This window comes from Enterococcus sp. S53 (assembly GCF_016516865.1).
In the GTDB taxonomy this organism is placed as follows: Bacteria; Bacillota; Bacilli; order Lactobacillales; family Enterococcaceae; genus Enterococcus_D; species Enterococcus_D innesii.
Window position 1 is genome coordinate 335,463 of sequence record NZ_JACVUH010000002.1, and the last position, 14,850, is coordinate 350,312.

11 protein-coding genes are annotated in these 14,850 nt (G+C 40.9%); all 11 read right to left on the minus strand.

Translation table 11 applies throughout. The features are described 5' to 3' along the window. Positions 1-89: 89 nt before the first annotated feature. Positions 90-1,523: a glycogen synthase GlgA gene (glgA, locus tag IAE45_RS04565; RefSeq protein ID WP_081119136.1), complete on the minus strand. Its 1,434-nt coding sequence runs from the start codon at positions 1,521-1,523 to the stop codon at positions 90-92. After that, positions 1,520-2,671: a glucose-1-phosphate adenylyltransferase subunit GlgD gene (glgD, locus tag IAE45_RS04570; protein ID WP_077452536.1), complete on the minus strand. Its 1,152-nt coding sequence runs from the start codon at positions 2,669-2,671 to the stop codon at positions 1,520-1,522. Before glgD ends, glgA begins: the two co-directional genes overlap by 4 nt. Continuing rightward, positions 2,661-3,803 carry a glucose-1-phosphate adenylyltransferase gene (locus IAE45_RS04575; protein ID WP_016610807.1) on the minus strand — a complete coding sequence of 381 codons (1,143 nt, stop codon included), beginning with the start codon at positions 3,801-3,803 and terminating at the stop codon, positions 2,661-2,663. Before IAE45_RS04575 ends, glgD begins: the two co-directional genes overlap by 11 nt. Before the next feature lie 31 nt (positions 3,804-3,834). Continuing rightward, positions 3,835-5,754 (minus strand): 1,4-alpha-glucan branching protein GlgB, encoded by a 1,920-nt coding sequence (gene glgB, locus IAE45_RS04580; RefSeq protein ID WP_200125178.1) that lies wholly within the window; start codon positions 5,752-5,754, stop codon positions 3,835-3,837. Positions 5,755-5,957: 203 nt separating this feature from the next. After that, positions 5,958-6,425, minus strand: coding sequence for a hypothetical protein (locus tag IAE45_RS04585; protein WP_241508785.1), 468 nt, complete (start codon positions 6,423-6,425; stop codon positions 5,958-5,960). 34 nt (positions 6,426-6,459) lie between these two features. Continuing rightward, a complete protein-coding gene (locus IAE45_RS04590) occupies positions 6,460-6,906 on the minus strand; it encodes a hypothetical protein (RefSeq protein WP_200125180.1) in 447 nt (148 codons plus the stop codon). A gap of 197 nt (positions 6,907-7,103) precedes the next feature. Beyond that, entirely contained in the window at positions 7,104-7,913 is an 810-nt protein-coding gene (locus IAE45_RS04595; RefSeq protein WP_200125182.1) for a DUF1803 domain-containing protein, read from the minus strand. Between the two features lie 88 nt (positions 7,914-8,001). Continuing rightward, on the minus strand, positions 8,002-8,931 hold the full coding sequence (locus IAE45_RS04600) for a manganese-dependent inorganic pyrophosphatase (protein WP_200125184.1): 930 nt from the start codon (positions 8,929-8,931) through the stop codon (positions 8,002-8,004). Between the two features lie 94 nt (positions 8,932-9,025). Further along, positions 9,026-9,781, minus strand: a complete 756-nt coding sequence (gene pflA / locus IAE45_RS04605; RefSeq protein ID WP_010749400.1) for a pyruvate formate-lyase-activating protein — start codon at positions 9,779-9,781, stop codon at positions 9,026-9,028. A gap of 104 nt (positions 9,782-9,885) precedes the next feature. Continuing rightward, the gene (gene pflB / locus IAE45_RS04610) at positions 9,886-12,114 is read right to left on the minus strand and encodes a formate C-acetyltransferase (protein WP_200125186.1); all 2,229 of its coding nucleotides are present in this window, start codon (positions 12,112-12,114) and stop codon (positions 9,886-9,888) included. 269 nt (positions 12,115-12,383) lie between these two features. Beyond that, positions 12,384-14,846, minus strand: a complete 2,463-nt coding sequence (parC, locus tag IAE45_RS04615) for a DNA topoisomerase IV subunit A (RefSeq protein ID WP_200125188.1) — start codon at positions 14,844-14,846, stop codon at positions 12,384-12,386. Between the last annotated feature and the right edge of the window lie 4 nt (positions 14,847-14,850).

Below are 14,850 nucleotides of genomic sequence, written 5' to 3' on the forward strand. Positions count from 1 at the left end.
TATAAAAAAGAAGAATTCTTGCCGCCAGAATGGCTAGTCATACAACTAACCGTTCTGTTGCAGACAAGGATTCTTCTGTCTTAAAACAATCAAACTTTGATATTATTATACAACTCAACATAAAGATCTGAGCTTTGATTCCAGCTAAAATCTTTTTTCATTGCTTGCTTGACTAAAGCGTTCCAGGTTGTCTGATCCGATTCGTACAATTCGATTCCTTGTTTCAAGGCATTCATCAAGTAGAATGGTGAAAACTCTTGAAAGCCAAAGCCGGTACCTTGTTTGGTGATCGGATTATAGGAATCTACCGTATCTTTCAAGCCACCGATTTCATGGACGACGGGTAATGTACCATAACGCATCGCGATCATCTGCGATAGTCCACATGGTTCAAAGGCGGAAGGCATCAAGAAGAGATCCGCTGCTGCGTATAACTTTTGCGCCAATGCGATATCAAAAGAAATCGCGGCGGCACATTTGTCAGGATATTTCTGCGCAAAGTAACGAAAGCCTTCTTCAAAATCATGCTCACCGGTTCCCAATAGGATAAACTGGACATCAAATTGCAAGAGGTTTTCCATTTCTTCAAGAACTAAATGGAACCCCTTTTGAGTGGTCAAACGACTGACAACGGAAATCAACGGAACCTCTTTACGAGTTGGCAAGCCAAACTGTTCTTGTAGCGCTCGCTTGTTTTTGGCTTTTCCTGATAAATCCTCGACACTGAAAGGATAGTCCAAATGAGGATCGGTTTCTGGATCGTTCATTTCATAATCAATTCCGTTTAAGATGCCGCTGAGTTTGCCGCTTTCCATACGTAAAATGACTTCAAGCCCACAGCCGAACTCAGAGGTTTTGATTTCTTCACTATAGGAAGGACTGACGGTCGTGATGCGGTCAGCATACAAGATTCCTGCCTTCATAAAGTTCAAGCAATCGTTTAAGCGCAAGGTTCCATCATCGTATCTTTCCGTACCCATCCCAAAAAGATCTGGTAATATATCGCGACTATACCACCCTTGAAACCCAATGTTATGGATCGTCAAAACGGTGCGTATGTTTTGATACGCTTGAATCCAATGATATTTTTCTTTGATCAAGAACGGAATCATCGCCGTATGGTAGTCATTGACATGAACGATGTCTGGAATAAATTCAATGCGTTCCATCATTTCGATCACGGCTAATTGGAAGAAAGCAAAGCGTTCCCCATCATCATAAAAATCATAGAGACGTTCGCGACCAAAATAATAGAGATTGTCTATGAAATAATAGGTCACAGAGCCTAGAACTAATTTTTTGATCCCACAATATTGCTTGCGCCAGCCGACCGCCACTTCAAAGGAAAAACAATCCTCCATTTGGTCTTGGTATTCGGCAGGCATTTTCGTAAAGTAAGGTAAGACGACAACTGTTTCGACGCCTTTTTTGACCAACTCTTTTGGCAATGCACCTGCAACATCCCCTAATCCGCCTGTTTTAAAAAACGGGGCGCATTCTGCTGCTGTAAACAAAACCTTCATGCGCTTGCTCCTCCGATAACATCTTCTGTCACATGAGAATTCTTCTTAATAACGATCGGCGCATCTTTGGTTCCCTGAACTTTTACACCTTCTGCGATGGTCACATTTTTATCTAAGATCGCATAAGAAACTTCCGCACCTGCTTTGATTTCGTTATTCCCGAAAATGATTGCGCCTTTGACTTTTGCCTCAGGATGGATTTTCGTACGACGGGCAACCAGTGACTGTTCGACCATACCTTCCACGATGCAACCAGAAGCAAAATGGCTGTTTTTCACCTCAGACGTCTCCGAGTAATAGGTTGGTACTTCATTCTTCAATTTGGTATAAATTTTTTGATTCGAATAAAGCAATGAAGTGAATTTGTGAACATCTAACATATCCATGTTGGTTTGATAATAAGAAGAGATGTCGTAAATATTACTTAAATAACCAGTATATTCATAAAGGCCGGTATTCTCTACAGAGATCATTTCTCTTAAAAATTGACCGAGATCCGCCGTTGCGCCAACCGTTTGGCCTTCTTTAAGAGCCGTGATCAGTCGATCCGTTTGAATAATAAAAATATCCGTACATAAATTGACTAAGGAGCCAACTTCCCCTTTTTTCGCTTGGATCGCTTCTTCTAAGTGACCTTCACTGTCAACATTGAACAACAAGTCGCTTTCAGAAACATGATCACTGCCGATACGTTTATACACCACAGTCATTTCATTGCCTTGTAGTTGATGAATTTTCAGCAATGCACGCAAATCAATGTTGCATAAGATCTTACTGCCCATAAATACAGTATGATCTGATTTGGATTTTTCCAGATAGTCAATGACATTATAGTAGTACTCTTGCCCTTCGGCTTGCTTTTTCAATGAGTCTTGGAATAAGTGGATAAAGAACCGGTTTTGTACGCCGTCCAAGTTCCACTCTTTTCCGCCACCGATATGATCGAAGACCGACTGCGTTTCTCCTTCATTGAAAATCATATAGACTTGTTTGATATTGGCATTTTCGATACTTGAAAGATTGAAATCTAGCAAGCGATATTTGCAATCAAATAACAAGGTTGATAGCGGACGATTTTCCGTTAATGGCATCAAGTCTTGGTATCGCTGTAGGTTCCCTAAAATCGCACACATTTTATTAGTTCTCATCAATCGTCACCCCTAAAATTTCAGAATAGCCGACTACGGCAATTTCGTCTGTTCCATCGATTTCTGCGTCGTCACCAATCACTGCATTTTCCCCAACGATCACTCGGTTTAATTTGACGTTTCTGCCGATCACCGCTCCTGGCATGATCACACTGTCTTTGATTGTCGAGCCTTCTTTCACTTGCACATTCTCTGATAAAATGCTGTGCTCGATCTCCCCAGCAACATAGCAGCCATCCATCACAAGCGAATTTCTTGCAGCACCGGTTTCAGTCACAAAATGTGGGGGTGCGATTGGATTTTTAGAGAACACTTGCCAGCTTTTATCACGGATATTCAACTCCATGGCTGGATCAATAAATTCCATGTTGGCTTCCCATAAGGAATCGATTGTTCCTACGTCTTTCCAATAGCCAGAGAAGCGATAGGCAAAAACGTTGTCGCCGCTTTCGAGATAAGAAGGAATGACATGTTTCCCAAAATCGACCATTTCGCCGTCTTTTGTGTAGTTACTCAATAGCATACTGCGTAGACGACTCCAATCAAATATATAGATCCCCATCGAAGCAAGATTGCTTTTTGGTTCGGCTGGTTTTTCATCAAATTCGATGATGCGGTCATTTTTATCAGTATTCATGATCCCGAAACGAGAAGCATCTTTCATCGGAACTTCGAGAACTGCAACCGTCAATGAAGCATCATTTTCTTTGTGTTTTTCCAGCATTTCTTCATAATCCATTTTATAGATATGATCGCCGGATAAAATCAAGACATATTGCGGGTCCATCTCATCAATATAGGCGATGTTTTGATAGATGGCATGGGCGGTTCCTTCAAACCATTTTTCGCCTTCTGAATTTGAATATGGCTGTAAGATGGTCACTCCGGTACTGATGCCATCCAATCCCCAGCTCGCACCATTGCCGATATGGTTGTTTAGTGCTAATGGCTGGTACTGAGTGACAACACCCACATTTTTGATTCCTGAATTGACACAATTACTCAACGTGAAATCGATGATCCGATATCTGCCACCAAATGGAACCGCTGGTTTAGCAATATTCTTTGTTAATTTCCCTAATCGAGTCCCTTGTCCCCCTGCGAGGATCATTGCTAACATCTCTGTTTTCATTTTGTTTGGTGATCTACTCACCTTTCCCCCTTTACTCTTTTTTTCGTGATTTTGTTGGTCCTTTTTTACGAGTCATTTTGATTTTTTCTGGTTTGATGATCAAAGCCCCAAGTGCAGGCAAAATTGTTTTGATTTGATAATCATATCGTTTAAAAGGGGTATGACTGGTTTGACAGTCTTGGTTATTAGCAATCCAAGTTCCGCCAAATATATCCCGTTCCGTGTTTAAAATCTCACGATATGTTCCTTCATACGGAACACCGATCGCAAAATCGTGCCGCTCCACCGGTGTTAGATTGACCACCACGATCAAGAAATCTTTTTTGGTTTTCCCTTGTCGCAAGAAAGTCAATGTCGTTTCATCTAAGTTATCTGCATCGATCACTTCCAACGATTCTTCCTGATCGTCTAGCTCCCAAAGACCTCGTTCTTCTTTGTACAATTCATTCAAGGTTTGGGTGAAGAACTGCATTTTTGCATTTAGGGAATCGTTTAGATCGACCCATTCAAGACCGTGATCGTACTTCCATTCTAAAAACTGACCCCATTCACTTCCCATAAACAATAGTTTTTTTCCTGGATGCATCATCATGTACGTATAAAGATTGCGTAATTGTGAAAACTGCTTGTAGCGGTCTCCCCACATTTTGTGCATCAAACTTTTTTTACCATGAACAACTTCATCATGCGAGAGAGGCAAAATATAATTTTCTTGCATCCGATACATAAAAGAAAAAGAAAGCAAACTTAAATGGTCTTTGCGGAAAATCGGATCCATCTCGTAAAAACGCAAGACATCGTTCATCCAGCCCATATTCCATTTATAATCAAATCCTAACGCGCCCTCTTCGACCATTCCTGTTATTTTGGTCTCAGAAGTACTTTCTTCTGCTATCATGACCACTGCTGGATGGGCTAATTTAATAACGGAATTAAGCTTCTGCAAGAAGTAATAGCCTTCAAAATTGCGATTGCCGCCTTCGTGATTGGGCTCCCAAGGTCCTTCGTCATAATCGCGGTAAATCATGTTGGAAACAGCATCCACTCGAATCCCATCGATATGATAGAACTCAATCCAAAACAAGGCGCTTGAGATCAGAAAGCTTTGGACTTGCGGTTTCCCTAGATCAAAATTGATTGCTCCCCAGCGCACATTTTTGGCTCGATTCTCGTCCATGTATTCGAAGGTTGGTGTCCCGTCATAATAAGCGAGGCTGTCGTCATTGACACAAAAATGTCCAGGTACCCAGTCAACAAAGACACCAATATTTTCTAAGTGGCATGCCTCTACAAAGTCTTGGAACTCTTCTGGTGTCCCATAATAGGAACTGAGCGCAAAATAACCTGTCAACTGATAGCCCCAAGAGGTACCTAATGGATGTTCCATCAATGGCATAAATTCAATATGGGTATAACCCATTTTTTTCACATAAGGAATAAGTTCATCTTTTAATTCAGAGAAGCGATAAGGGGTGCCTTCTTCGTGATGCTTCCACGAGCTGGCATGAACTTCATAAATATTTAGAGGTCGGTTAAATGTTTTCTGTCTTTTTTTGCGGCCTTGCCACAGTCCGTCCCGCCATTTTTTGGGAGGAATCTTGTGCAAGACTGCCGCTGTTCCTGGTCGAGCTTCAAAATGGACAGCAAAAGGGTCAATCTTTAACACTTCTCGTCCATTTGCTTGTTTGACTTTGTATTTATAAAGCTGGCCTGCTTCTACTTGATTGGTCTCAATTTCCCATACTCCAGATTCTGCCCTTTTATTCATTGGCAAAGTGTCTGTCCATTGGTTGAAATCGCCAACAAGCCAAACTTGTTGAGCCTTTGGTGCCCAAACGCGAAACACATAGCCGTTATCGACTTGATGGGCTCCTAAGAAATGTTGGACATAAAAATTTTCACCACTCAGAAAGTCTTTTTCTGCAGTCAGTTCCTGTTGTTTGGTAACCACTCTCTCATCAGTCCTCCTTCAATTCATCTTGATCGCTTATTCTGTGACCATCGATCACTGTCACGATTTTACCCTTTGAGAAAGATTCGCAAGCAAACGTTCTCTACTGCTAGCATAGCATAAAATAAATTTCTAGTAACGTAATAACCCTATGATACGAACGAATTGTTCTGGACAGAAAAAAACAGCTTGAACGTATCTGTTCAACCTGTTTCAGCTCTACTTTTTAGCTTTTGGAAAATGAAGTATGTGACTACACATAACTGAAACAAACTTACCAATACTAGGATAAAAACAACCATCATCGGAAGTGTCTCAGTTAATTCAACATATGCCAACAGTGTCCCAAATGCAGAAGAGGCGGAGCAAAAACACCAAAATCGAAACCCATAAAAACTCGTCACTACGGTATAAAGACTAATGATCCCCAATAAGAAAAGCTGAGTAAATCGGTCAAATACCGTATCGGTATAATAAATTTCACCTAACAAGACTTGGATCGTACCAAAACTAGTTGGTACTTTGTAAAGCGTCAGCAGTGCGCCGATCAGGCTGAATGCACCAATCAGAAGATGACTGCCAGCTAAGCCGATTCGAATGTTTAGTTTCACGCATCTTTCACAACCTTCAATATTTGATCCTTTTTTGAAAACAACTGTTTCTACAGTCACTTTCTTTCCCCGCTAGAGCCGAAATCATCTTCAACTATTTTTCTTGCCAAAGCTCTTTTACTTGCCCGTCAGTATACACTTTATAGGCTTTATTTACCGCCAATGATTTACCAGTGTGACCAATCAAGTAGTAATTCCCATCACAGTCAAACTCACTCTCACTTAATAGTTTATAACTCGTTACTGGACCATCAGCCATTTTCTTTGCCAAGTAACGCAGAGCATGGGCTGGATTCACTAAGTAATTTTGATTCACTAGCCAATCAATAACCACGGAAACGATTGTATTTGCCCCAAATCGTTCCTTTTGCTTCAATGCCAGAATGAGATCTCCGTCAGAAAAACGTGTTTCATCGATCCCCGCATTTGTAATTGCTTGCCGAGCAGCTTCTATTTCTGTCATCGATACGAATGTAATCATTTCTGCTTTCGTTTTATGCCCTTCCAACTGTTCAAACTCAACCGTTTTATATCCTTCCATTTTTATATCCCCTTTCAAAGTTCTGAAATCATCATATCACCAAGAAATCAAAACTCCAAACAAAACGATTGTTGTTTTTTAATTTTTATTCATCAAATTATCATTTTAAAGAAAACTAAAAAAAGCTGTTAGAATGATGTCTAACAGCTTTTAAAAAATCATATAATTTTAAACAAATAACACAATTATTAGAAATATCAAATATTATTGAAAAATAAAGTGTTGTATGAACCTATCCTTATTGCTAATTGAGCAATCACTAATCGTTGCAAGAAACTATCCTTTTCAGAAGGAGGATAACGACCGTTTTTTAGATTATCACAATTTATTTCTTCCAGCAAGAAATCTAGCTCGGAACTGACAATTTTCAATCGTTGGAGCGATTCTAGAAAAATACTTGAACGCACTTTTTTGTTTTTACGGATACGTTCAAAGATGACACTTACTTGATCTAAGTAATAGACTGGATCGACATCGCCAATCAAATCCATTAGTTCGTCATAAACCGCTAGATTTTGTAGCTGGCGATTTGCTTCAAAAAAAGCCGGTAGTGTCGGTGGCCATGGCGCTTCTGCGTAAGTGATCATCTGAAACGTCTCATGAGTCAACGAATACACGACTCCTTGCTCCACTCCTTGCAAACAACCATAAAAATATTTGTTTTCAGCACTTGTCACCGTAAAGCTTTTGATAAAATCAGCAATCTCTTGTGTTGACCAATCAAGGGCTTCTTGATAAAAACCGTCACTTTCTTGCAACTGCTTTTGATCTTCTTCAGTATAAACAGGAAAACCTAAAAAATAGCGTCGATTTTTACGGATGATCAAAGCTGATGCGATCAAGCGGTCAAGAGTTTTATCAAATGACACCTGCGGAAACTTCGCTTTTAGCTCTCGTAATGTCGGCGGTTCTTGACAGCTTAGAAGCACATGAACCAAATCATGGAATTCAGAAGATGCCACTATCGGTTGTAATGAACGATAATGGGGACTATAAAAAAATTTCACTGTAAGGACTCCTTATTCAAAAAATCATGAAAAATGCTGGCTTGATCTACCAAAACAGATCTCACCAGCATTCTGACATTTATTCAAATTATCCTTCAAAAACTGCGGTTAATTGAGGAACGATTTGTTTTTTACGAGAAACAACTCCTGGTAAGAAGGCACGATTGTTGGTTAATGTCGTGTTAAACGCTGCTTCTACTGGGGTAATTGGTTCACCAACAACTAATAGCTCAGAATTACTGTCTAAGATATCAGTAGCAACCAGCAAGAACAAATCGTAGCCATTTGCTGACATTGATTCTTTCATGGCAGCTTCCAACTCTGTTTGACGGTCAAAGACTTCTTTTAAATCGACCGTATTGACTTGCCCGATACGGATGTTTTTCCCGCCCATTGGGAAGCTTTTTGCATCCAAGTCCAGCAATTCTGCTGCTGATTTCGTCCCAAGGTTTGTGCCGGCTTTCAACATATCCAATCCGTATGCTTCCAGTTCAACACCTGCTAAAACCGCTAATTCTTTTGCTGCCGCTACATCTTCATCGGTACATGTTGGCGATTTGAATAACAATGTATCGGAGATGATCGCTGAAAGCATGATTCCTGCGATCGCTTTTGGTATTTCCACTTGATTTTCTTTGTATAACTTCAAGACGATCGTACTGGTACAACCAACAGGTTCTGCACGATAGTACAGTGGGTTAGCTGTCTCAAAGTTAGCGATACGGTGATGATCGACCACTGCTAATACAGTAACATCCGCAATATCTGCTGCACTTTGTTGAAATTCGTTATGATCCACTAGCATTACTTCTTGGGTTTCCTTTGCCACTGAATCGATCACACGAGGAGCAGCCAGACCAAAGGTATCTAGTGCAAATTGTGTTTCTTCATTTGGTGTACCAAGCGCGACTGCTTCACAGTCTTTCCCGAGTTGATTTTGTAAGTTCGCAAAAGCAATCGCTGCACCAATGGCATCGGTATCAGGATTTTGATGACCGAACACTAATATTTTCGACATTTCTTCATCGCTCCTATTTCAATTGATATTCACTTTCTAATCATAGTAAAAAAACAGGAAAGAAGCAATAGCAATCTCTTCTTTCCTGTTTTAATCAACGGGTTAAGTAGCCTTTATAGTCGTCTACATGAAGCAAACGTTTGGCATTTTTCACCCGATCTTCTGTTGGTGGTTCGATGCCTTCAAGGGGATATTTCAAACCAAGCTCATCCCACTTGTATTTTCCCATCGTGTGATAAGGCAAGATCTCCACTTTATCGACATTCTTCAGTGTTTTGATAAACTCATCCAAACGGATCAAAAATTCATCATAGTCGCTTCTAAATGGAACCAGCACGTGGCGAATCCAGACAGGTTGATTGATTTCTGAAAGATAATTCGCCATATCCAAAATGTTATCATTGGATTGAGTAGTTAACTCTTTATGGGCTTTGTTATCGATATGTTTGATATCAAACAACAGCAAATCAGTCACAGTCATCAACTCTTGAAACTTACTGAAAAAAGGCTCTTCTCGTGTAAATGGTTTTCCGCAAGTATCCAATGTTGTGCTGACCCCTTCTGCTTTGGCTTTGCGAAACAAATCGATCAGAAAATCCATTTGAAGTAACGGTTCCCCACCACTGACAGTGATCCCACCTTTTTGTCCCCAGAATTCACGGTATTTCAACGCTTCTTCTAAGACGTCATCGGTCGTTCGTTCGACACCCGTGCCAATCTTCCAAGTATCTGGATTATGACAAAACTGGCAACGCATGCGGCATCCTTGCATGAATACAATAAAACGGATACCCGGTCCATCTACCGATCCAAAACTTTCTGTTGAATGTACTTGTCCTGTTACTGCCATAATGCTCTTCCTTTCTTCGAAACGACGGATGATCTTGTTCCGTCTGATACTTTCAAAACAAGAGGCGGCGGATTTTCCCGTCCGCCGCCTGAATTTGTTACTTATTACATTGCTTCGTGCATTGTACGAGCAATGACATCATCTTGTTGTTCTTTGGTCAATTTAATGAAGTTAACCGCATAACCAGAAACCCGAATCGTTAATTGTGGGTATTTTTCTGGATGAGCTTGCGCATCAAGTAATGTATCACGGTTAAATACGTTAATATTTAAGTGGTGACCACCTTTTGCAGCATAGCCATCTAACATTGTTGCTAGATTTTCTTGTTGTGTTTCATCGTCACGACCTAATGCTTTAGGTACGATTGAGAAGGTGTTTGAAATACCATCTAATGAGTAATCATATGGCAATTTCGCAACTGATGAAAGACTTGCCAACGCTCCATGAGTATCGCGACCATGCATTGGATTTGCTCCTGGAGCAAATGGTGCACCTGCACGACGTCCATCAGGCGTGTTCCCTGTTTTCTTACCATAAACCACGTTAGAAGTGATTGTAAGGATCGATGTTGTGTGTTTTGAATCACGGTAAGTTTTGGTGCGTTTCACTTTCTTCATGAAGGCTTTCAACAAGTTGACTGCGATATCATCTACGCGGTCATCATTGTTTCCGTATTTAGGATAATCGCCTTCGATTTCGTAATCTTCAACAATGCCGTTTTCATCACGGATCGTACGAACTTTGGCATATTTGATTGCTGATAATGAGTCAACTGCTACAGAGAAACCAGCGATACCAGTAGCCATCGTACGTAAAATGTCTGTATCTTGTAGCGCCATTTCAATGCGTTCATAAGAATATTTGTCGTGCATGTAATGAATGATGTTCAATGTGTTCACATACAGCTCACAAATCCAATCCATCATTGTGTCATATTTTTCCATTACTTCGTTGTAATCCAAGTATTCAGAAGTAATTGGTTGGAATTTTGGTCCAACTTGTGCTTTTGATTTTTCATCGACCCCACCGTTGATTGCATACAACAATGTTTTCGCTAAGTTGGCACGAGCACCAAAGAATTGCATTTGTTTCCCGATACGCATTGCTGATACACAACAAGCGATTCCGTAGTCATCGCCCCAATGCCCACGCATCACATCATCGTTTTCATATTGAATCGCTGATGTTTGGATCGACATTTTCGCACAGAATGTTTTGAAGTTATGAGGCAAACGTGTTGACCATAAAACAGTCAAGTTTGGTTCTGGCGCTGGGCCTAAGTTTGCTAGAGTGTGTAAGAAACGGAAGCTGTTTTTTGTTACCATATGACGTCCGTCTTCACCCATACCAGCGATTGATTCAGTTACCCAAGTTGGGTCCCCAGAGAACAAGGCATTGTAATCAGGTGTCCGAGCAAATTTCACAAGACGTAGTTTCATGACAAAATGGTCAACGATTTCTTGTGCTTCTACTTCAGTGATCACACCGTTTTTCAAATCACGCTCTACATAAATATCAAGGAAAGTTGACGTACGTCCCAATGACATTGCTGCACCGTTTTGTTCTTTGATGGCTGCTAAGTAACCAAGATATAACCATTGGAATGCTTCTTTTGCCGTTTGAGCAGGTTTAGAAATATCAAATCCGTAAATGTTTCCTAGTTCTTTCAATTCGCTTAACGCACGAATTTGTTCACTTAATTCTTCCCGTTGGCGGATAATGTCTTCAGACATGGTTCCGTTTCCGCAATATAGTAGGTCTTGTTGTTTTTCTTTGATCAAGAAATCCACTCCGTATAATGCAACACGACGGTAGTCACCAATGATCCGGCCACGACCGTATGCATCAGGAAGACCTGTGATTACACCAGAACGACGAGCTGCTCTGATTTCAGGTGTATAGGCATCAAATACTCCTTGGTTATGTGTTTTACGGTAGTCGCGGAAAATGTGGGAAACTTCCGCATCAATTTCATAGCCGTAAGATTCTGCTGCTTGTTCTGACATGCGGATGCCGCCAAATGGTTGCAAGCTGCGTTTAAATGGTTTTTCCGTTTGGAAACCAACAACTGTTTCTAAGTCTTTGTCTAAGTAGCCAGGTCCATGAGAAGTAATCGTTGAAACGACTTTTGTATCCATATCCAATACGCCGCCAGCTTCACGCTCTTGCTTGTTCAGTTCCATGACTTGATCCCATAGCTTTGTCGTTGCTTCAGTAGCATCTGCTAGGAATTCATCTGTTCCGTCATAAGGTGTGTAGTTTTCTTGGATGAAGTCGCGTACGTTTACTTCTTCTTTCCAAGTTTTTCCTTTAAATCCATTCCATTGTTCCATCTGATGGACCTCCTTAAATTTTCTGTTCACTAATGTAACAGCTTTACGTGAACAGTATAACACACGCCTGAATGATTGCAAGCATTTTCAAGAATTATTTTGAACAATTTAATTATTTTTAAGATGTTTATTATTAAAAACGTTGATTTATAGGTATATTTTAAATGTGAATCTTTTATTAAAGTACGTTTTTAGCAAATGTGAAAGATTAATTAAGAGGTAAAAAACAGCCACCCTGTACTGGTACAGAATGGCTGTTTTGTTATAATTTATAGTACAGAATCCTCCGCGATTGCAGGACTGATTTGTGTTTTCACTTCGTAGATTTGTCCCCCTGTTTTCTCATCCATAATAAATGAGCCATTGGAGGTCCGATCATTGATCGGGATTTGATTCGTGATGACTTCAAAGGCTTGTCCTTTTTGGTTGGTCACTAGCAGTTGCTGATTTTCCCCACTGCCCATATAGACGACGCGATGAGGATTTTTCTTCAATTCACGCAAGACCATCAAACCACGCTTCGCCCGTCCTAATTGGGTAATCTCTTGAGCCAGCATGCGTTTTGCTGCGCCACGTTGAGTAATCAGAACGATTGGTGTATCCCCTTCGGAATAAACTAACAACCCATTGATAAGATAATCACCCGCTTTAAGGTTCATCGCTTTGACTCCCGCTGCTTTTGGTCCCACAACCGGCACTTCATTAAGCGAATACCGTAAGCCAAAGGCAAGATGACTGACTAAAAAGACATCCATTTCTTCCGTTTGATCCGTCAAAAAGACATTGACCAATTCATCGGTTTCATCTTTTAGCTTCATGATCGTCATTGGCCGTGTCTTATAGGTACGCCAAGGTTCAAATTCCGTCATCCGCGTTTGTTTGATCATGCCGTTTTTACTGATCAGCACAAAGTTTTTCAAAGGATCGATCTCTTTGTAAGCAAAGACCCCAATGATCATTTCATCTTGGGCCAGCGTCATGACCGTTTGCGAAATATGTTCGCCTAGATCTTTCCATTTTAAATCAGGCAATTCATGAACCGGACGATAGATCGTGTTTCCTTTATTGGTTACCAACAACAGATGATCTAACGTGTTCATTTGACTGCTATAAAGTAAAGAGTCGCCTTCTTTCATGCCGATCTCTTCTGGTTTTGAAGCGCCGTAAGAACGCAAACTGCTACGTTTGACATAGCCGTCTCTTGTGACTGTTACGACGACTTCTTCTTGTGCAACTAAGACTTGTGTTTCAATCTTGATTTCTTGAATTTCTGCTTCGATCTCAGTCAACCGCGGGGTCGTATATTTTTTCTTGATTTCCCGCAATTCCTTTTTGATCACTTTCAGTAATTCGCTTTCCTCATTTAAGATTGTTGTCAATTCAGCGATCGTTTCAGCAAGTTCTTTCGCCTCTGCTTGCAATTGCGTGATATCCGTATTGGTCAAGCGGTACAACTGCAAGTTCACAATGGCTTCTGCTTGCTCTTCCGTAAAGCCGTGTTGAACCACCAGATTGCTTTTGGCATCTTTTTTGTCTTTACTGCCGCGAATGGTGGCGATCACTTCATCAAGGATCGATAGAGCTTTGATCAGACCATCAACGATATGCTGTCTCTTTTGGGCTTTTTGCAGTTCAAAACGACTGCGTTTTTCAATCACTTCACGGCGATGCTTGATGTAGCTTTCTAAAATCCGTTTCAAACCGACTTGTTGGGGGCGCATATTGTCAATGGCCACCATATTGAAGTTGTAGTTGATCTGCAATTCGGTATTTTTAAATAGATAATTTAAAATTCCTTGTGCATTTGCTTCTTTTTTCAGCTCGACAACGATCTGCAAACCAGTACGGTCGGTTTCATCCCGTACTTCAGCAATCCCGTCGATCCGTTTATTCAAACGGATCTCATCCATTTTTTTGACTAAATTGGCTTTATTGACCTCATAGGGAATTTCATTGATGACGATTTGCTGTTTGCCGCCTTTAATGTCTTCAATCTTGGTTTTCGAACGCAGGATCACTTTGCCTTTACCTGTTTCATAGGCTTTTTTGATTTCTTCTTTCCCTTGTAAAATCCCTCCTGTTGGAAAATCAGGGCCAGGAATATACTTCATCAGCTGATCCAAAGAAGCTTGCGGATGGTCGATCAAATAGACCGTTCCATCAATGATCTCTCCTAAATTGTGTGTGGGAATTTCCGTTGCATACCCAGCTGAGATCCCCGTTGAGCCATTGACTAACAGATTCGGGTATTTTGCTGGTAGAACAGTTGGTTCTTTTTCGGTATCATCGAAGTTCCACACCAATTCGACCGTGTTTTTTTCGATATCTTTTAACAGCTCACCGCTTAATTCTGAAAGCCGTGCTTCCGTATAACGCATGGCTGCTGGTGGATCGCCATCCATACTCCCGTTGTTCCCGTGCATTTCAATCAAAATCTGACGTAGTTTCCAGTCTTGGCTCATGCGGACCATTGCTTCATAGATACTTGAGTCGCCATGGGGGTGAAAATTCCCCATGATATTTCCGACTGATTTCGCTGATTTGCGGAAGCCTTTGTCATACGTATTGCCGTCTTGGTTCATGGCAAACAAGATGCGCCGCTGAACCGGTTTTAACCCATCACGAATATCCGGCAATGCCCGTTCTTGAATGATGTATTTGGAATATCGTCCGAAGCGATCTCCCATCACTTCTTCCAATGTCAATTCTTGTATATTGCTTCTGTGTTCCAAGAGA

Coding starts and splice junctions, on each gene's coding strand:
- pflA (WP_010749400.1), bottom strand. CDS start 9,781: ATGGCAGTAACAGGACAAGTACATTCAACAGAAAGTTTTGGATCGGTA.
- glgA (WP_081119136.1), bottom strand. CDS start 1,523: ATGAAGGTTTTGTTTACAGCAGCAGAATGCGCCCCGTTTTTTAAAACA.
- IAE45_RS04600 (WP_200125184.1), bottom strand. CDS start 8,931: ATGTCGAAAATATTAGTGTTCGGTCATCAAAATCCTGATACCGATGCC.
- IAE45_RS04575 (WP_016610807.1), bottom strand. CDS start 3,803: ATGAAAACAGAGATGTTAGCAATGATCCTCGCAGGGGGACAAGGGACT.
- pflB (WP_200125186.1), bottom strand. CDS start 12,114: ATGGAACAATGGAATGGATTTAAAGGAAAAACTTGGAAAGAAGAAGTA.
- IAE45_RS04590 (WP_200125180.1), bottom strand. CDS start 6,906: ATGGAAGGATATAAAACGGTTGAGTTTGAACAGTTGGAAGGGCATAAA.
- glgD (WP_077452536.1), bottom strand. CDS start 2,671: ATGAGAACTAATAAAATGTGTGCGATTTTAGGGAACCTACAGCGATAC.